Raw genomic sequence first — 18,657 nt, 5'->3', positions numbered from 1 at the left:
GCGGCGGGCGGGCCACGGGCCGGTCAGCCGCCCAGGGCGTCCCAGCGGACCCGCATCGCGGCCAGCGCCTCGGTGATCGCCGGGCGGCGCGAGGCCTGGGAGCGCCAGAGCGCGAACACCCGCCGGGCCGGCTCCGGCGCCACCGGCCGGGCGACCACCCCCGGCGGCAGCGCGCCCCGCCCCAGCCGCGGCACCAGCCCCACGCCCAGGCCCGCCGCGATCAGCGCGATCTGCGTCTCGAACTCACCGACCTGGTAGCGCACGTCCGGCTCCTCGCCGGCCTCGCGCAGCGTCCGGACCAGCCAGTCGTGGCAGATGTTGCCCGGCGGCACACTGGTCCACCGCTGCCCGCGAAGCCGCTCCTCCGGCACCGTCGCGAGCGCGGCCAGCGGGTGGCCGGCCGGCAGCAGCAGGTCCACCGGGTCCTCGCCGAGGTCCATCCTGGACAGGCCGTCCTGGACCGGCAGCGGCACCGTCGGCCAGTCTTGGACCAGCGCCAGATCGACCTCCCCGCGCGCCACCAGGTCGGCCGCCGGGTACGGGTCGCTCTCCAGCAGCCGCACGTCCAGGTCCGGGCAGCGCTCGCGCAGATCGGCCAGCACCCCCGGCATCAGCCCGCGCGCCCCGGTCGCGAAGGCGGCCACCAGCAGCCGTCCGACCGCCTGGCCGCGCTGCTCCTCCAGCCGCACCTCGGCCCGCTCCACCAGGCCGAGCACCGCCTGCGCGGTGGTCGCCAGTTCGCGCGCCGCGTCCGTCAGCACCACCCCGCGGCCCTGCCGCTCCAGCAGCACCGTCCTGGTCTCCCGCTCCAGCTTGGCGATCTGCTGGGAGACCGCGGACGGCGTGAAGCCGAGCGCCGCGGCCGCCCCGCCGACCGAACCGTGCACCGCCACCGCGTGCAGCGCCCGCAGGCGCCCCAGATCCATCATGCAGCCATGCTAAAGCGTTTCCTTCAGAATTCATCGCTGGTGCTACACGGTCACCGGCGGCCATCCTCGACCCATGAGCGCATCCCCGCAGGCCGCCCAGGGCGGCGGCACGACCGGCGGCATGAGACCGCGTCACATCGCCCTGGCCGTACTGGTCGCCGCCGTCTGGGGCCTCAACTTCGTCCTCATCCACGTCGGCCTGGAGAACTTCCCCCCGCTGCTGTTCTGCGCCCTGCGGTTCGCGGTGGTCGCCGTCCCCGCGGTCTTCCTGGTCGGCCCGCCCAAGGTCGCCTGGCGCTGGGTGCTCGCGGTCGGCGTGGTGCTCGGGGTGGTCAAGTTCGGCCTGCTCTTCCTCGGCATGCACGCCGGAATGCCGGCCGGCCTCTCCTCCCTGGTGCTCCAGGGACAGGCCGTCTTCACCGCCCTGTTCGCCGGTGTCCTGCTGGGCGAGCGGCCCGGCGGGCAGCGGCTGGCCGGTCTGGCCGTCGCCTTCGCCGGGATCGGCCTGAGCGCCGTCGACCGCGGCCTCGGCGGACCGCTCGGCGCCTTCGCCCTGGTCGTCCTCGCCGCGGCCGCCTGGGGCCTGTCCAACGTGCTGACCCGCAAGGCCGCCCCGCCGGACGCGCTGCGCTGGATGGTCTGGGTCAGCGCCGTGCCGCCGCTGCCGCTGCTCGCCCTCTCGCTGCTGGTCGAGGGCCCGGAGGCCGACCTGCGGGCGCTGCGCGGGATCGGCTTCGCCGGAGTCGGCGCGATCGGCTACGTCGGGCTGGTCTCCACGCTGTTCGGTTTCGTCGCCTGGAGCTACCTGCTGCGCCGCTACGACGCCACGGCCGTCGCGCCCTACTCGCTGCTGGTGCCGGTGTTCGGGATGTCCTCGGCGTGGCTGCTGCTCGGCGAGCCGGTCGGCCCGCTCGCTGCGGGTGCCGCGTTGCTGGTGGTGGCGGGGATCGGGGTCACCGCGCTGCGCCCGGGGACGCTGTCCGGCGCGGCGCGGTGGTGGGGGCGGCGGTCGCGGCGTACGCGGACTCGGCGGTCCGCAGCGCCCTCAGCAGCGCGTCCTGCTCGGCGGGGCTGACCGGGCCGAAGTACTCCTGGGCGACCTCGTGCCGGACCTGGCCGATCCGCTCCACCGCCGAGCGGCCCGCCGCCGTCAGGAGGATCCGCACCGCACGGCGGTCGGCCGGGTCCGGAGCCCGCTCGACCAGGCCGGCCTCCTCCAGGGCGTCGACCACCGTGGTGGCCGAACGCGGGGCGATGTGCAGCCGGTCGGCCAGGTCGCTCAGCCGCATCGCGCGGTCGGGGAGCTCGCAGCCGGGGGCGTGCGCGAGGGCCCGCAGGGCGCGGCCCTGGCCGGGGGTGATGCCGTACGGCTCCAGCCGCTCGCTGGTGCGGCGGCGGATCCGCTTGATCGCCCGGGTCATCGCGTCGGCCAGCTCGGCGGCGGTGTCCGGGGCGTCCGCCGGGCCCGGAACGGGGGAGGAGCCCGCCGCGTCGTCGGTCGGCGTGGTGGTCATGGGCGGCTCTCCTCGGCAGGTGTCCGACCCAGGGTATCGGCCGGTCCCGAGCCGCCCGGAAAAATGTTGAGCATGACTCAGCATCTGGGTTAGCGTAGGCCTGAGTGAGGGCACCCTAAGTTCCCTCCCCCGACCCTGGAGAGCCCGTGCCCCGCTCCGAAGCCCGCGTCGCCACCGACCGCTCCGCCCGCTACGCCAAGCAGCTCGCCGCCCACATGGGCCGCAAGATCCAGGCCGACTGGTCCGAGGAGACCGGCCACGGCACCCTCGTCTTCGGCCACGGCACCGCCACCCTGGACGCCGTCCCCGACGCCCTGCTGCTCGCCGTCGAGGGCACCACCGAGAACCTGCCCGGCCTGGAGGACGTCGTCGGCCGCCACCTGGTCCGCTTCGGCGCCCGCGACGAACTGGTCGTCGAGTGGCACCGCGACAACGGCGAGGCCGGCCACGTCCACCGCAACGACGAGGCCTCGGCCGAGGGTTAGGACGTGCTTCCCGGGTCCTTGCCGGGGCGGCCGGTGAGCGGCCACCGGGCGAGGGCCCACAGCACCAGGGCGCCCAGGCACCAGCTGGCCACCACGTCCAGCAGCCAGTGGTAGTCGCTCCACACCAGCCCGAACCCGACGCCCGCCACCAGCAGCGCCGTCCCGGCGGCGAGCGGTCGCCGCGTCCGGGGGCCGGCCGTCCGGGCCAGCAGTAGCGCCGCCACCCCGTAACCGAGCGTGGCGGTCGCGGTGTGGCCGGACGGGTACCAGCCCCACTGGTCCGCCGCCAGCGGCAGCCCGAACGGGCCGGGGCGCGCGAACCACGCCTTCGCCGGAACGACCAGCAGCGGGATCAGCCCGGCCGTCAGCACCGCCACCGGGATCGGCAGCCACCAGCGCGCGAACCCCGCCCGCCACTCCCGCCAGGCCGCCACCGCCGCACCGAGCAGCAGTACCGGCACCACCACCGGGCCACCGCCCAGGTCGGAGAACGCCTTGCCGAGGTGGTTGAGCAGGGTGCTGTGCAGGCTGTGCCGGATCTCCCGGGCGGCGTGCCGGGTCCAGTGGTCCAGCTCCAGCAGCGGCCCGTCCACCGCGACCTGCCAGGACACCAGCACCAGCACCAGCGCCAGGACCACCGGCACCGCCGGGTGGGCGAGAACGCGAGGCAGCCGCCCCGGAGCAGGGGGGAGAGCTCCGGGGCGGCCCTGATGATCGCCGCTCCGCGCGTCCCGGGGGGTGTGGGTCGGACGGCCGGTCGATCGGCTTTCGGTGTGCACCGCCCCCGACGGGACGGCCTGGTTGTCCTCGCGGCCCTCACGCGGAGCCGTCCCGGAGGGCGGTGCCGCGGACGGATCCGCCCATGGCTGGGGCTCGCTGTCCATCTGTGATGACACTACGTCAAGGTCCGTTCGCCGCCGAGGAGCTTCAGCGATTCCGCACACCATCTTCACCGTCCGCGCCGGTGGCGTCACGCCGGGTTCGAACCGAACGGCCCGTGGGGACGAGGTCCCCACGGGCCGTTCGGCGCTGTCCGGACATCCCTCCGGCGGGTCTTCGGCGCGGCGACGGGGCCGCGGGCCTGATCAGACGGTGGCGAACGCGCCCTCGAGGATGTCCAGGCCCTCGTTCAGCAGGTGCTCCGGCATCACCAGCGGCGGCAGGAAGCGCAGCACGTTGCCGTAGGTGCCGGCGGTCAGCACGACCAGGCCCTCGGCGTGGCAGGCCTTGGCGATCGCGGCGGTGGCCTCGGTGTTCGGCTCCTTGCCGCCCGGCTTCACCAGCTCGACGGCGATCATCGCGCCGCGGCCGCGGACCTCGCCGATGATGTCGAACTTCTCCTGCATGGCGCGCAGGCGGCCCAGCATGATCTCGCCGATCCGCTGCGCCTTGCCGACGAGGTCCTGCTCCTTCATGGTCTCGATGGCGCCCAGCGCGGCGGCGCAGGCCACCGGGTTGCCGCCGTAGGTGCCGCCCAGGCCGCCAGTCTGCGCGGCGTCCATGATCTCGGCGCGGCCGGTCAGCGCGGACAGCGGCAGACCGCCGGCGATGCCCTTGGCGGTGGTGATGAGGTCCGGGACGATGCCCTCGTCCTCACAGGCGAACCACTGGCCGGTGCGGCAGAAGCCGGTCTGGATCTCGTCCGCGACGAAGACGATGCCGTTGGCCTTCGCGAACTCCACGATCGCCGGCAGGAAGCCCTTGGCCGGCTCGATGAAGCCGCCCTCGCCCTGCAGCGGCTCGATGATGATCGCGGCGACGTTCTCGGCGCCGATCTGCTTGTTGATGGTGTCGATCGCCTGGGCGGCGGCCTCGGCGGCGCAGTTCTCCGCACCGGTCAGCCAGCGGTAGGGGTAGGCGACCGGAACCCGGTAGACCTCGGGGGCGAACGGACCGAAGCCCTGCTTGTACGGCATGTTCTTCGCCGTCAGCGCCAGGGTGAGGTTGGTGCGGCCGTGGTAGCCGTGGTCGAACACCACGACGGCCTGGCGCTTGGTGTAGGCGCGGGCGATCTTCACCGCGTTCTCGACGGCCTCGGAGCCGGAGTTGAACAGCGCGGTGCGCTTCTCGTGGTCGCCCGGGGTCAGCTCGTTCAGCTGCTCGGCCACGGCCACGTAACCCTCGTACGGGGTCACCATGAAGCAGGTGTGGGTGAAGGCGGCCAGCTGCTCGGTCGTCTTCGCCACCACGGCCTCGGCGCTGTTGCCGACGTTGGTCACGGCGATGCCGGAGCCGAAGTCGATCAGCGAGTTGCCGTCCACGTCCTCCAGCACGCCGCCGTTGGCGCGGGACACGTACACCGGGAGGGTGGTGCCGACGCCGGCCGCCACCGCACCCAGCTTGCGGGCGTGCAGCTCCTGCGACTTCGGACCGGGGATCGCGGTGACCAGGCGGCGCTCCTGCGGGAGCGGCGTTGCGGCGCTCATGGGTTTTCTCCAGACTTCTCGGCTCGGTAGTTCGCAGGCTACGGCGGCGCTCTCCGGGCGGGCATGCGCCACTCGGTAGCAGTGGGCCGTCCGACTTGTCCGGGGCGGCCAGCGCGGTCGGCGCCACGACCGCCGGGCCGCGCTCCACTACATTGAGCGCGGGCGTGTCGCCGGGGCGGCGGCATGGGTATGGGCGGCACCGACGGCGGTCGGGCCGGCGGGCGAGGGAGCGGGGCCGTACATGGGACTGGACGGGGCACGGAGCCACAGCGAGCGGACCACCGCCAGCCCTCATCCCTCCTACACTCCGCCCACCCCGATGCCACACCCGCGCCCCCCGGCCCGCGCGTCCTTCGACCTCGCCGCCTGGGTCGCCGCCCCGCGGCCGGAGGCCGCCCCGGGCGTCTTCCGCCAGGGCTACCGGCAGATCGACCCCGACCGCGCCGAGGCGGCGAAGGTTCCCACCTGGCCCCTGCTTGTGCGCGCAGGACTGAACGCGGTGGTGGGGTGGTTCGCCTTTGTCTACGGCACACAGCTGGCTCTGCATCTGATCGTCCTGACGGTGTGGGTGGATCATCCCTCCACCACCGCCGTCACCGTTGTCGGGTTGTCGGTCAACGCCGTCGTGCTCGCCGTGGTCATCAAGGTCTTCGGCCGGATGGGGCGGTGGGTGGAGGTGTGGCGGCGGTATGCGGTGCCGCTGTTGTCGCGGACGGTGACGGAGGAGGAGCCGGCGGCCGCGGAGGAGCAGGCGGAGGTGGCGCGGCAGCGGGATCCGTGGGCGGTGCTGCGGCAGGGCGGGGCGGCGGTCGCGGCCGGGCGGCTGGACGCCGAGGCGGTCGGGGACGTCGACTACGTGCGGATCCAGCGGGCGTGGGAGTCGGCCCAGGCGGACCGGGCCTTCCTGCCGGCCTTCGTCGAGCAGGTGTCGCTGCGCGGCGCGGCCGCGTTCGCGCACCCCTCGGAGGTACGCGAGCTGCCGGGGCGTGCGGAGCGGCACGACCTGCTGCTGGCCCAGGTGCGGCTCGGTACCGCGCAGGACGTCCCGAAGAACCCGCTGACCCACCGGTCGGCGGGCTTCGCGCTGGACCCGGCGGTGCTGGGCACCTCGCTGCTGGCGGTGGGCCCGGCCGGGACGGGGAAGACGGCGCGGCTGGCCCGACCGGTGGCGGAGGCGCTGTGCCTCCAGGCGCTGGCGGGGACGGCGTGCGCGGTGGTGATCGGGTCGTCGGAGGCGGACCTGGGGCCGGACGACTGGTACGACGTGGTGATCGCCCCGGGCCACGCCGGGTCCCGCTACGGGCTGGACCTGTACGGCGCGGCGCAGGACCCGGACGAGGCGGCGGCCCGGCTGGCGGAGGCGCTGCTGCCGGACGAGCTGACGGCGCGCGCCGAGACGGCGCGGACGACGTTGCAGCAGATGGTGGGCCCGTTCCACGCCGCGTTCGGCCGCTACCCGGGCGTGCGCGAGCTGCGGGCGCTGCTGGCCGGGGAACCGGAGGCGCTGGAGTCGCTGGTGAAGGGGCTGCGGGCGGCGGGGCGGCTGGGTTCGTACGAGCGGGACCTGGAGCACCGGGAGCGCCAGGGCGGCCGGGCGGACGATCCGGGGGCGCTGCTGGCGGACCGGCTGGCGCTGCTGGACCGGCCGGCGTTCGAGGGCGTGTTCGCAACCGACGGCACGGGCCGTCCGCCGTTCGCGATGCGGGTGCTGGACCATCCGCTGCGGGTGCGGGTGAAGCTTCCGGAGCGCAGCCACCCGGAGGCGGCACGGATGCTGTCGCGGCTGCTGGTGGGCCAGTTCGTGCAGGCCGCGGGGGCCCGGGGGGACCGGTCGCTGTTCGCGGGGCTGGTGGTGGACGACGCCTCGGCGGCCCTGGACGCCGGGATCGTGCGCGGGTTGCAGCGGCTGCGCGGGGCGAACGCCGGGGTGGTGCTGCTGCTGCGGACGCTGGTCGACCTGCCGGAGGCGCTGCGGGCGCCGTTGTTCGGGGCGGTGGGATGCCGGGCGGCGTTCCCGGGCATCGCGCCGTGGGACGGCCGGCTGTTCTCCGAGGCCTGGGGCACCCACCTGGTGCGGGAGACCGCGGTGACGCTGGCCCCGGACACCTCGGGCGGGATCGTGCGGCGGGCCGGGCGGCTGGGGCGCAAGGCGCTGTCGGGGACGACCGCGCAGACCGAGTCGGTGACCACGCGGGAGGTGGAACGGCTGCGCTGGTCCCCGTCGGACCTGGCGCACGCGCTGCCGGCCGGGCACGCGGTGCTGTCGTTGACGGCGGTGTCGGGGGAGCAGGTGCCGCCGCTGCTGGTCGACCTCAGGGATTAGGGAGAGGGAGCCCGCCTTCGAGGTGGATTCGGCAGTGCTGGTTGTCCGAGGCGTCCATAATGAGAAGTGGGATTCCCCTCAGGACCCCCAGCCCTCTCTCGCCCGGCCGCAACGGCGCGGTCGGGTCGTTCCCTCGAAGGTGCCATGCCCCCCACACTTGCCTCCGTCGTCCGCAACACCTCGCTCCATCTGACGGTCCTCGCCGGTGCGGACCACTTGGAGCGGCCGGTTCGCTGGGTGCACACCAGTGAGCTGGACGACCCGACGCCGTTCCTGGAGGGTGGCGAGCTGCTGCTCACCACCGGGATCAAGCTGGGCCGGACCGCCGCCCGGTTGCAGGCGTACGTGCACCGGCTGGCCGATGCGGGGGTGGTCGGGCTCGGGCTGGGGGTGGGCCTGTCGCACACCGAGGTGCCGCAGCCGCTGGTGGACGCGGCGGCGCAGCGGGGGCTGCCCCTGCTGCGGGTGCCGGAGCCGACGCCGTTCATCGCGATCAGCAAGGTGGTGTCGGCGGCGCTGGCCGCCGAGCAGTACGAGGCGGTGACGACCAGCTTCGAGGCGCAGGAGGAGCTGACCCGGGCCGCGCTGGGCAAGGACGGCACGACGGCGGTGGTGCGGCGGCTGGCGGCCCGGCTGGGCGGCTGGGCGGCGCTGTACGACGGGTCGGGCGCGCTGTCGGTGGTGGCGCCGGACTGGGCGGCGCGCCGGGCCGGGCGGCTGGCGGCGGAGGTGGACCGGCTGCGGCGGAGGCCGGCGCCGTCGAGTGCCGCGCTGCAGGGCCGTGCGCCGGGGATAGACACGGCGGACGAGGACTACGTGGTGGTCCAGTCGCTGGGGGCGGACCGGCGGGCCCGGGGCTTCCTGGCGGTGGGCACCGAGGACCGGATCACGCCGACCGAGCGGTATGTGCTGAACGCGGCGGTGGCGCTGCTGACGCTGACCCTGGAGCGGTCGCGGGAGCTGCGGCAGGCCGAGGAGAAGATGGGCGCGGCCCTGCTGCGGATGGTGCTGGCCGGTGAGGTGGCGACCGCGCGGCAGGTGGCGGCGGGTCTGTTCGGGGGCCTGCCGGAGGGGACCGTGCGGGTGTTGGTGGCCGGGGCGGCCCAGGGCGCGGACGCCGGGGAGGCGCTGGGCGAGCTGGGCGACCGGGCCGAGCAGGCCGGCTCCCGGGTGGGCGAGAAGCTGCTGGTGGCGCGGGAGGACGGCGCGCACGGGGCGCGGCTGATGGTGCTGGCGCTGGACAACGGCGCGGTGCACCGGGCCTGCCTGGGCGCGGTGGAGGAGCACGAGGGCCTGTCGCTGGGCGTGTCGGCGCCGGCCGCGCTGGAGGACGCCGGGACGGCGCACGCGCAGGCCGAGCGGGCGCTGGCGGTGGCGCTGCGGGGCGGACGGCGGTCGGTGGACCACGAGGAGGTCGGCGCGGGCTCGCTGCTGCCGCTGCTCGGCGAGGACGCCGTGACGGCGTTCGCGGAGGGCCTGCTGCGGCCGCTGCGGGAGCACGACCGGACGGCGCGCGGTGATCTGGTGGCCTCGCTGCGGGCGTGGCTGTCGCGGCACGGGCAGTGGGACGCGGCGGCGGCCGACCTCGGGGTGCACCGGCACACCCTGCGGTACCGGATGCGGCGGGTGGAGGAGTTGCTGGGGCGGTCGCTGGACGACACGGACGTCCGGATGGAGCTCTGGCTGGCGCTGCGGTCCGGCGAGGAGTAGCGAGGAGTAGGAGGAGCGGGCAGGACGAGTGGCAGCGCTGGACGCGGTGGAGTGACCGCGGGGGCGAACGCTACTCGGTGTCCAATCCGGTCGGCGCGCCGCCCGCCCTACCCTCGGTTCTGGCTCCACGTCCGTGGGGCGTGAGGACGACGAGGAGAGGGCCGGTACCACGGTGACCACCACGTACGATTTCTGGCTGGCCGGCCGCCGGGCGAGCGGCGACGCCGACTTCGAGGTGCACAACAGCTGGGACGGCCGCCTGGTCGGCAAGGTGAGCATCCCCACCGAGGCGCAGGTCGAGGAGGCCCTGGAGGCCGCCGTCGCCGCGCTGCCGGTGTTCGCCGCGACCCCCGCGCACGTGCGCACCGCCGCCCTGGACCACGTGGCCCGGCGGCTGACCGAGCGCACCGAGGAGATCGCCCAGCTGATCACCGCCGAGAACGGCAAGCCGATCAAGTGGGCCCGCGGTGAGGTCGGCCGCGCCGTCTCGGTGTTCCGCTGGGCGGCCGAGGAGGCCCGCCGGACCAACGGCGAGACCATGCGGCTGGACACCGACCCGGGCGGCACGGGCCGCTTCGCGGTGGTGCGGCGCTTCCCGCGCGGCGTGGTGCTGGGCATCGCCCCCTTCAACTTCCCGCTGAACCTGGTCGCCCACAAGATCGCCCCGGCGATCGCGGTCGGCGCGCCGATCATCCTCAAGCCGGCCCCGGCCACCCCGCTGTCGGCGATGGTGCTGGGCGAGATCCTGGCCGAGACCGACCTGCCGGCCGGCTCGTGGAGCGTCCTGCCGGTGCCGAACGACCGGATGCCGGCCCTGGTGCAGGACCCGCGTCTGCCGGTGATCTCCTTCACCGGTTCGGACAAGGTCGGCTACCAGATCATGGACTCGGTGCCGCGCAAGCACACCACCCTGGAGCTGGGCGGCAACGCGGCGGCCGTGGTGCTCGCCGACTGGTCCTCCGAGGCGGACCTGGACTGGGCGGCCTCCCGGATCGCGATGTTCGCCAACTACCAGGGCGGCCAGTCCTGCATCTCGGTGCAGCGGGTGATCGCCGACGCGTCGGTGTACGACGCGCTGGTGGAGAAGGTCGTCGCCAAGGTGCGGGCCCAGGTCACCGGTGACCCGAACGACGACGCGACGGACGTCGGCCCGCTGGTCGACGAGAACGCCGCCAAGCGGGTCGAGTCCTGGGTGGACGACGCGGTCGCCAAGGGCGCCAAGCTGCTCACCGGCGGCACCCGCGAGGGCGCGACCTACGCCCCGACCGTGCTGGCCGAGCTTCCGGCCGACGCGATCCTGGCCACCTCCGAGGTGTTCGGCCCGGTCCTGTCGCTGCACAAGGTGGACGGCGTGGACGAGGCCTTCGCGGCGGTCAACGACTCGCTGTTCGGCCTTCAGGCCGGCGTGTTCACCCACGATCTGCAGACCGCCTTCCGCGCCCACCGGGAGTTGGAGGTCGGCGGTGTGATCATCGGCGACGCGCCGTCCTACCGCGCCGACCAGATGCCGTACGGCGGCGTCAAGGACTCCGGCGTCGGCCGTGAGGGCGTCCGCTACGCGATGGACGACTACACCGTGGAGAAGGTCCTGGTCCTCACCGGTCTCGACCTCTGAGGGTGACCTGAACGAGGGCCCGGCCGCCGTGCGCGGCCGGGCCCTCGCGCGTGCGCGGCGTCAGGTGCGGCCGGCGGCGGCCGCGACGGCCTCGGCCACGGTGGCGTCGCCGGCCACCAGTTCCAGGGTCTGTCCGGCGGTGCCGGGCTCGTGCAGCAGGGCGGCGAGCACGGCGGCGACGTCCTGCCGGTCGACGGACCCGCGCGGCACGTCCGGGGCGAGCCGGACCAGGCCGGTGCCCGGGCCGTCGGTGAGGTGGCCGGGGCGCAGCACCGTCCAGTCCAGCGCGGTGCGGGCCCGGACGGCGTCGTCGGCGGCGCCCTTGGCCCGCAGATAGGTCTCGAAGGCCTCGTCGGCGGGGTGGCGGGCCCGGGCGTCGGCGCCCATGGAGGAGACGATCAGGTAGCGGCGGACGCCGGCCAGTTCGGCGGCGTCGGCGAGCAGCACGGCGGCGTCCCGGTCGACGGTGAGCTTGCGGGCGGCGCCGCTGCCCGGTCCGGCGCCCGCCGCGAACACCACGGCGTCGGCGCCGTCGAGCAGCCGGGCGAGTTCGGGCGGGGCGGTGGCCTCCAGGTCGAGCAGCAGCGGTTCGGCCCCGGCGGCGACGAGGTCGTCGGCCTGTTCGGGGCGGCGGACGATCCCGGCGGGGCGGTCGCCGCGGTCGGCGAGCAGCCGTTCCAGGCGGAGGGCGATCCGCCCGTGGCCGCCGGCGATGACGGTGCGCATGGCTCCGACGGTAGCCCGGGAGCCCGCCCGGCGCTCCGGGAGTGGTCCCGTGGTGCCGGGCGGGGAGCCGGGCAGGACACAATGGGCAGCATGACTTCGCTCGCCCACCCGCAGCTGCGGTTCACCCCCGAGGTGAACAACCCCTCCGGCCCCCGGGAGCTGGTGATCCTCGGTTCCACCGGTTCGATCGGCACCCAGGCCATCGACGTGGTCCTGCGCAACCCGGACCGGTTCCGGGTGGTGGCCCTGTCGGCGGCCGGCGGCCGGGTGGAGCTGCTCGCCGAGCAGGCGCTGCGGCTGGGTGTGCACACCGTCGCGGTGGCCGACCCGGCGGCCGAGCCGGCGCTGCGCGAGGCGCTGGCGGCGAAGGCGGACGGCCGTGCGCTGCCGGCCGTGCTGGACGGTCCGGACGCGGCGACCGAGCTGGCGGCGATGGAGTGCCACTCGGTGCTGAACGGCATCACCGGCTCGATCGGCCTACGTCCGACGCTGGCGGCGCTGCGGGCCGGGCGGGTGCTGGTGCTGGCCAACAAGGAGTCGCTGATCGTCGGCGGTCCGCTGGTGAAGGCGGTCGCGAGGCCGGGGCAGATCGTGCCGGTGGACTCCGAGCACGCCGCGCTGTTCCAGGCGCTGGCGGGCGGCACCCGGGCCGAGGTCCGCAAGCTGGTGGTGACCGCGAGCGGCGGCCCGTTCCGCAACCGCGGCCGCACCGAGCTGGCGGGCGTCACCCCGTCGGACGCGCTGGCGCACCCGACCTGGGCGATGGGCCCGGTCGTCACGATCAACTCGGCCACCCTGGTGAACAAGGGCCTTGAGGTGATCGAGGCGCACCTGCTGTACGACGTGCCGTTCGACCGGATCGAGGTCGTGGTCCATCCGCAGTCGGTCGTCCACTCGATGGTGGAGTTCACGGACGGTTCCACGCTGGCGCAGGCGAGCCCGCCGGACATGCGGATGCCGATCGCGCTGGGCCTGGGCTGGCCGGACCGGGTACCGGACGCGGCCCCGGGCTGCGACTGGACCAAGGCCGCGACCTGGGAGTTCTTCCCGCTGGACAACGACGCCTTCCCGGCGGTCGAGCTGGCCCGTGAGGTCGGCACGCTGGGCGGCACCGCCCCGGCGGTGTTCAACGCGGCCAATGAGGAGTGTGTGGAGGCCTTCCTGAACGGCCGCCTCGCCTTCACCGGGATCGTGGACACTGTGGCGAAGGTCGTGGCCGAGCACGGCAGCCCCGTGGCGGGAACTTCGCTCACGGTGGAGGACGTCCTGCACGCGGAGGACTGGGCGCGCGCCCGGGCCCGCGAGCTGGCCGCGGGCTGATCCGGGTCCGCCCGGACGGCACCGCCGGACGACCGGTACGACGACAGGATGAGCGGAGCGGCATGACGGAGGAGCAGCGGTGGCAACGGTGATGACGGTGGTCGGCATCCTGGTCTTCGTACTGGGACTGCTCTTCTCGATCGCCTGGCACGAACTCGGCCACCTCTCCACGGCCAAGCTGTTCGGCATCCGGGTGCCGCAGTACATGGTCGGCTTCGGCCCGACGATCTGGTCGCGGAGGAAGGGCGAGACCGAGTACGGCCTCAAGGCCGTCCCGCTGGGCGGGTACATCCGGATGATCGGGATGTTCCCGCCCGGCGCCGACGGGCGGATCACCCAGCGCTCCACCTCGCCCTGGCGGACCATGATCGAGGACGCCCGGGAGGCCTCCTACGAGGAGGTCAAGGAGGGCGACGAGACCCGGCTCTTCTACACGCGCAAGCCGTGGAAGCGCGTGATCGTCATGTTCGCCGGGCCGTTCATGAACCTGATCCTCTCCTTCGGGCTCTTCCTGACCGTGATGATGGGCTTCGGCGTCCCGATGTCGGTGCCGACCATCGGCACCGTCTCGGAGTGCGTGGTCAAGGCCGGCCAGCCGACCGACAAGTGCCCGGCGGACGCGCCGGTGGCACCCGCCTTCCAGGCCGGGCTGAAGCCGGGCGACAAGGTGGTCTCCTTCGACGGCGACCGGATCACCAGCTACGAGCAGCTCCAGGGCGACATCCGCAAGTCGGCCGGCAAGCGGGTCGAGGTGGTGGTCGAGCGCGGCGGGCAGCAGCTCACCCTCACCCCGGAGATCGCCGTCAACGACGTGCAGAAGTACGACGCCGACGGCGTGCCGGTCAAGGGCGAGACGGTGCGGGCCGGCTTCCTCGGCTTCACCCCGGCCAGCGGTGTGGTCCGGCTCGGCTTCGGAGAGTCCCTCGACCGGATGTACGACATGGCGGAGAGCGGCGTGAAGTCGCTCGCCGCGCTGCCCGGCAAGATCCCCGGCCTCTGGCACTCGGTGGTCGACGGCACCCCGCGTGAGGCCGACTCGCCGATCGGCATGGTCGGCGCCGCCCGGGTCAGCGGCGAGGTGTTCGCGCTGGACATCCCGGGCAGCCAGCGGGTCGCCTACTTCGTCAACCTGCTCGCCGGGATCAACCTGTCGCTGTTCCTGTTCAACATGCTGCCGCTGCTGCCGCTGGACGGCGGCCACATCGCGGGCGCGACCTGGGAAGCGGTGCGCCGCCGCTTCGCCCTGCTGTTCCGCCGGCCCGACCCCGGCCCGTTCGACGTGGCCCGGCTGATGCCGCTCGCCTACGTGGTGGCCAGCGTGTTCATCGGCTTCACCCTGCTGGTGCTCGTGGCCGACCTGGTGAACCCCGTCAAGATCAGTTAGTCCGGTGGGCCGGTGCGTGCGCGGGCGCCCGTTCCCGTGCCGTACCGTTGGAGCCCGGGCGCGCGATCGTCGGCGCGCCCGGGCCCGGCCGTCCCAGCGGCCGGACCGACCACACCTCAACCCCGGGGAACCCTGCGCACATGACCGCGATCTCGCTCGGTATTCCGTCTCTGCCGCTCAAGCCGCTCGCCAAGCGCCGGGTCTCCCGTCAGATCATGGTCGGCAACGTGCCGGTCGGCGGTGACGCCCCCGTCTCGGTGCAGTCCATGACCACCACGGTGACCTCGGACATCAACGCCACGCTGCAGCAGATCGCGGAGCTCACCGCGTCCGGCTGCCAGATCGTGCGGGTCGCGGTTCCCTCCCAGGACGACGCGGACGCGCTGCCGATCATCGCGAAGAAGTCGCAGATCCCGGTGATCGCCGACATCCACTTCCAGCCGAAGTACGTCTTCGCGGCCATCGACGCCGGCTGCGCCGCGGTCCGCGTCAACCCGGGCAACATCAAGGCCTTCGACGACAAGGTCGGCGAGATCGCCAAGGCCGCCAAGGACGCCGGCGTGCCGATCCGGATCGGCGTCAACGCCGGCTCGCTCGACAAGCGCCTGCTGGAGAAGTACGGCCGGGCCACCCCCGAGGCGCTGGTCGAGTCCGCGCTCTGGGAGTGCTCGCTCTTCGAGGAGCACGACTTCCGCGACATCAAGATCTCGGTCAAGCACAACGACCCGGTCGTGATGATCAACGCCTACCGCCAGCTCGCCGCCGCCTGCGACTACCCGCTGCACCTCGGCGTCACCGAGGCCGGCCCCGCCTTCCAGGGCACCATCAAGTCCGCGGTCGCCTTCGGCGCACTGCTCGCCGAGGGCATCGGCGACACCATCCGGGTCTCCCTCTCCGCCCCGCCGGCAGAGGAGATCAAGGTCGGCAACCAGATCCTGGAGTCGCTCGGCCTGCGCCAGCGCGGCCTGGAGATCGTCTCCTGCCCGTCCTGCGGCCGCGCCCAGGTCGACGTCTACAAGCTCGCCGAGGAGGTCACGGCCGGCCTGGAGGGCATGAACGTGCCGCTGCGCGTCGCCGTCATGGGCTGCGTCGTCAACGGCCCGGGCGAGGCCCGCGAGGCCGACCTCGGTGTCGCCTCCGGCAACGGCAAGGGCCAGATCTTCGTCAAGGGCGAGGTCATCAAGACCGTCCCCGAGTCCAAGATCGTGGAGACCCTGATCGAGGAGGCCTTCAAGATCGCCGAGCAGATGGAGGCCGAGGGCGCCGAGTCCGGCGCGCCGACCGTCACCGCCGGCGAGTGACCCGTCCCGGTGTCGGGTAGGTCCACGCAGTTCTTCCGGAAGCGGGGCCGTCCGTGCGCGGACGGCCCCGCGGCCGTATCCGGGTGGGGCCAGGGAGTAGGGTGCGGCCAGAGTCGTCTCAGTAAGGTGCTGTCTCGATGCTCGATCGAGGTGTGATGCTCCCCAGCTCGTTCCAGGCCGCCCGCGCCCTGGCGACCACCCGCGTGCTGGAACCCCCGGACCTCGCCGACGCCCTCGCCGTCCTCCACCGCGACCCGGTCGCCAACGCCTTCGTCGCCACCCGGGTGGAGGCCGTCGGCCTCGATCCCTGGCGGCTCGGCGGCGAGATGTGGGGCTGGTACGACGAGAACGGCGAACTCGACGCGCTCTGCTACGCGGGGGCCAACCTGGTGCTGGTCGACGCCGGACCGCAGGCCGTCCAGGCCTTCGCCGAGCGTGCCCGGCGGCAGGGGCGCCGTTGCTCCTCCATCGTCGGGCCGGCCGGGCCGACGGCGGCGCTGTGGGCGCTGCTGGAGCGCAGTTGGGGGCCGGCCCGGGAGGTCCGGGCGCACCAGCCGCTGCTGTCGACGAGCGTGCCGTCCGCCGAGATCGCGCCGGATCCGCTGGTGCGGAGGGTGCGGCGCAATGAGATCGACACCCTGATGCCGGCCTGTGTGGCGATGTTCACCGAGGAGGTCGGGGTCTCGCCGCTGGCCGGCGACGGGGGGCTGCTCTACCAGGCCCGGGTCGCCGAACTCGTCTCCACGGGGCGTTCGTTCGCCCGGTTCGGGGAGGACGGGGAGGTCGTCTTCAAGGCGGAGATCGGGGCCGTCACGGCGGGGGCCTGCCAGATCCAGGGGGTCTGGGTGGCGCCCGGGCACCGGGGGCAGGGGCTCTCCGAGACCGGGATGGCGGCGGTGCTGGACGTCGCGCTGCGGGAGGTGGCGCCGGTGGTCTCGCTCTACGTCAACGACTACAACCTGCGGGCCCGGGCCGCGTACCGGCGGGTGGGGTTCCGGGAGGTCGGGGCGTTCATGAGCGTGCTGTTCTGAGGGGCGGGGGCGGGGACATGGAGCGGCAGGGCGTGCAGGGCGGGGTGAGTGGGGTGGTGATCGAGGCCATTGACCTGGCGGCGTGGGCTCCGCAGGCGCTCGATGTGCAGGCGGTGGCGTTCGGGCTGACGCCGGAGGAGGTCATGGTCCGGCTGCACATCGTCGGGCGGCACGCGCAGCAGCCCGGGGTGATCGCGTTCGGGGCGTTCGGCGGGGGGCGGCTGGTCGGGTTCGGGTACGGGATGCCCAACCGTCGTGAGCACTGGTGGAGCACGGTGATCGAGCCGTATCTGGTCGCCCGGGGGCACGGGGACTGGCTGGACGACGTCTTCGCCGTCACCGAGCTGCACGTGCTGCCGGAGTTCCAGGGGCGGGGGGTCGGCTCGGCGCTGATCCGCACGCTGACCGGGCGGTCCGGGATGGACCGCAGCATCCTCTCGGCGATCGACGCCGAGACGCCGGCCCGGCGGCTCTACCGGGCGCTGGGGTACCGGGACCTCGCGCGGGCCGTGCACTTTCCGAACACGGAGCGGCGCTACGCGGTGATGGGGGCGCCGTTGCCGTTGCGGGGGGCGGGCGGGGGCGGTCCGGCTCAGAGCGCGCCGGCGAACTCGAGGTAGAGCTCGGCCTCGGGGCGGCGGCCTGCGGCGAGGGCGGTCAGGGCGAGGTCGACGGCGCGGACCAGGGTCCAGCCGCGGAGGCGGTCGCGGTCGACGTCCAGGGCCTCGGCGAGCTGGTGCAGGCGCCGGCGGACGGCGGCGGGGAGGCCGGGGGAGCCGACCAGGGTGTCGGCGCGGTCCAGGGCGAGGCGGGCCAGGTCGTAGGCGCGTTCGCCGGCCAGCGGGCGGGGGGCGATGGCCAGCCAGGGGGACCGGTCGGCGGCGAGGACGTTGCCGTGGTGGAAGTCGCCGTGCAGGAGGAACCGCTCGGTGGCGGTGGTGGTGAGGGTGGTGGCGGTCTCCCTCGCCTCGGTGAGGAGGGGGACGGCTTCGTCGGGGAAGGCGGGGGTGGGCGTCTCGGCGGGGAGTGGCGGGGTGGTGGGGAGTGGTGGGGTGGGGGCGGTCTGGGGGAGGGGGAGCCAGAGGCGGTGCAGGAGGCTGGTGGCTTCCAGCGTGGCCTTGGGGTCGGCGAGGGAGCGCAGCGGGATCTCGCCGTGGAGGCGCTCCAGGAGGAGGACGTCGGTGGTGGGGGTCCGGTGGGCGTCGAGGAGGAGGACGGCGCCGCGGCCGGCCCAGGTGGTGAGGGCGTCGGGCTCGTGGGCGGTCTCAGGGGTGCGGAGGGAGACCTTGAGGGTGGCGGGGGTGAGGTCGTCGTCGCGGTGGACGTAGGCGACGAGGCTCCGGGAGCCGCCGGGGTCCAGGACGCGGTCCAGGACGAGGCCGAGGCGGGTCAGCTGGGCGGCGACGAGGGCGGGCAGCTCGGCCAGCCAGGTGGGTGCTTCGGCGGGGTGGGTGGCGGTGATGCTCCGGGTGAGCCAGTCGGGGACGGGGATCTGTCCTGGTGTTGCTGCCGACATGGTGGCCTTTCGGTGGCGGGGCCCCTGGGGTGGTACGGGTTCATTGTCGGTTATGGGAGGGATGGGGTGGGGTGGCGACGCGGGGTGTCGGTGTGCAGCGCGGCTCCCGGGAGGGTGGGTGCGGGGTCGGCTCCGGGGGTGGCCGCTCCGGGGGCTGGATGATTTTCCGACTGCCGACACGGTGGGGCGGGGTGCCCGCCGTTGGCAGTCCGAAAATCACCCGCAACGCCCCCTTCCGCGGCCACCCCCTACGCCGCCCCCTCCCGCAGCGCATCCCTCTCGCCTGGTGGGGGGTGGGGGAGGGGAGTGGTGGGGGTGGGTGGGTTGGTGCGGGTTGCGGGTGAGTTTTGCGGGCGCGCGGGTTTGGCCCGGTGCGC

15 protein-coding genes and 1 pseudogene are annotated in these 18,657 nt (G+C 74.2%); 10 read left to right on the top strand and 6 right to left on the bottom strand.

Annotated elements, in window-relative coordinates; translation table 11 throughout:
• Nucleotides 1–23 precede the first annotated feature (23 nt).
• Nucleotides 24–929, bottom strand: coding sequence for a LysR family transcriptional regulator (locus ACFZBX_RS33895; RefSeq protein WP_391537636.1), 906 nt, complete (start codon nt 927–929; stop codon nt 24–26).
• Between the two features lie 121 nt (nt 930–1,050).
• Between ACFZBX_RS33895 and ACFZBX_RS33890 the strand changes: the two genes are divergently transcribed.
• Nucleotides 1,051–2,004, top strand: a complete 954-nt coding sequence (locus tag ACFZBX_RS33890; protein WP_391537645.1) for an EamA family transporter — start codon at nt 1,051–1,053, stop codon at nt 2,002–2,004.
• Between the two features lie 124 nt (nt 2,005–2,128).
• Here ACFZBX_RS33890 and ACFZBX_RS33885 read toward each other — a convergent pair.
• A pseudogene (locus ACFZBX_RS33885) lies at nt 2,129–2,350 on the bottom strand (MarR family winged helix-turn-helix transcriptional regulator); the annotation flags it as partial.
• Between the two features lie 239 nt (nt 2,351–2,589).
• On the opposite strand from ACFZBX_RS33885, the gene ACFZBX_RS33880 reads away from it, so the two are divergent.
• On the top strand, nt 2,590–2,928 hold the full coding sequence (locus ACFZBX_RS33880; protein WP_391537635.1) for a DUF2218 domain-containing protein: 339 nt from the start codon (nt 2,590–2,592) through the stop codon (nt 2,926–2,928).
• On the opposite strand, the gene ACFZBX_RS33875 is transcribed toward ACFZBX_RS33880, so the two are convergent.
• Both ACFZBX_RS33875 and gabT read right to left on the bottom strand, forming a co-directional pair.
• Nucleotides 2,925–3,572 (bottom strand): phosphatase PAP2 family protein, encoded by a 648-nt coding sequence (locus ACFZBX_RS33875; RefSeq protein ID WP_391537634.1) that lies wholly within the window; start codon nt 3,570–3,572, stop codon nt 2,925–2,927. The genes ACFZBX_RS33880 and ACFZBX_RS33875 overlap by 4 nt on opposite strands.
• 441 nt (nt 3,573–4,013) lie before the next feature.
• Entirely contained in the window at nt 4,014–5,354 is a 1,341-nt protein-coding gene (gene gabT, locus ACFZBX_RS33870) for a 4-aminobutyrate--2-oxoglutarate transaminase (RefSeq protein WP_391537633.1), read from the bottom strand.
• A 319-nt stretch (nt 5,355–5,673) separates the two neighbouring features.
• Between gabT and ACFZBX_RS33865 the strand changes: the two genes are divergently transcribed.
• The 3 genes from ACFZBX_RS33865 to ACFZBX_RS33855 all read left to right on the top strand — a co-directional run bounded on the left by ACFZBX_RS33865 (nt 5,674) and on the right by ACFZBX_RS33855 (nt 11,002).
• Nucleotides 5,674–7,677, top strand: coding sequence for an ATP-binding protein (locus ACFZBX_RS33865; RefSeq protein ID WP_391537632.1), 2,004 nt, complete (start codon nt 5,674–5,676; stop codon nt 7,675–7,677).
• 144 nt (nt 7,678–7,821) lie between these two features.
• A complete protein-coding gene (locus ACFZBX_RS33860) occupies nt 7,822–9,387 on the top strand; it encodes a PucR family transcriptional regulator (RefSeq protein WP_391537631.1) in 1,566 nt (521 codons plus the stop codon).
• Nucleotides 9,388–9,559: 172 nt separating this feature from the next.
• A complete protein-coding gene (locus ACFZBX_RS33855) occupies nt 9,560–11,002 on the top strand; it encodes an aldehyde dehydrogenase family protein (RefSeq protein WP_391537630.1) in 1,443 nt (480 codons plus the stop codon).
• A 60-nt stretch (nt 11,003–11,062) separates the two neighbouring features.
• Here the strand turns inward: ACFZBX_RS33855 and ACFZBX_RS33850 are convergent, their stop codons facing one another.
• Entirely contained in the window at nt 11,063–11,728 is a 666-nt protein-coding gene (locus ACFZBX_RS33850; RefSeq protein ID WP_391537629.1) for an NAD(P)H-binding protein, read from the bottom strand.
• 90 nt (nt 11,729–11,818) lie between these two features.
• Between ACFZBX_RS33850 and dxr the strand changes: the two genes are divergently transcribed.
• The 5 genes from dxr to ACFZBX_RS33825 all read left to right on the top strand — a co-directional run bounded on the left by dxr (nt 11,819) and on the right by ACFZBX_RS33825 (nt 17,384).
• Nucleotides 11,819–13,048, top strand: a complete 1,230-nt coding sequence (dxr, locus tag ACFZBX_RS33845) for a 1-deoxy-D-xylulose-5-phosphate reductoisomerase (protein ID WP_391537628.1) — start codon at nt 11,819–11,821, stop codon at nt 13,046–13,048.
• 79 nt (nt 13,049–13,127) lie between these two features.
• A complete protein-coding gene (locus ACFZBX_RS33840; protein ID WP_391537627.1) occupies nt 13,128–14,432 on the top strand; it encodes a M50 family metallopeptidase in 1,305 nt (434 codons plus the stop codon).
• A gap of 140 nt (nt 14,433–14,572) precedes the next feature.
• Nucleotides 14,573–15,733: a flavodoxin-dependent (E)-4-hydroxy-3-methylbut-2-enyl-diphosphate synthase gene (gene ispG / locus ACFZBX_RS33835; RefSeq protein ID WP_355372150.1), complete on the top strand. Its 1,161-nt coding sequence runs from the start codon at nt 14,573–14,575 to the stop codon at nt 15,731–15,733.
• A gap of 155 nt (nt 15,734–15,888) precedes the next feature.
• The gene (locus ACFZBX_RS33830; RefSeq protein WP_391537644.1) at nt 15,889–16,764 is read left to right on the top strand and encodes a GNAT family N-acetyltransferase; all 876 of its coding nucleotides are present in this window, start codon (nt 15,889–15,891) and stop codon (nt 16,762–16,764) included.
• A gap of 17 nt (nt 16,765–16,781) precedes the next feature.
• Nucleotides 16,782–17,384, top strand: a complete 603-nt coding sequence (locus ACFZBX_RS33825) for a GNAT family N-acetyltransferase (RefSeq protein WP_391537626.1) — start codon at nt 16,782–16,784, stop codon at nt 17,382–17,384.
• Here the strand turns inward: ACFZBX_RS33825 and ACFZBX_RS33820 are convergent.
• Entirely contained in the window at nt 17,357–18,280 is a 924-nt protein-coding gene (locus ACFZBX_RS33820) for an aminoglycoside phosphotransferase family protein (RefSeq protein WP_391537625.1), read from the bottom strand. The two genes, ACFZBX_RS33825 and ACFZBX_RS33820, sit on opposite strands and share 28 nt — an antisense overlap.
• Between the last annotated feature and the right edge of the window lie 377 nt (nt 18,281–18,657).

The organism is Kitasatospora sp. NPDC008115, assembly GCF_042957205.1.
Classification (GTDB): Bacteria; Actinomycetota; Actinomycetes; order Streptomycetales; family Streptomycetaceae; genus Kitasatospora.
Note: the sequence above shows the minus strand (reverse complement) of the source record. Positions and strands in the feature narration are given on the sequence as shown.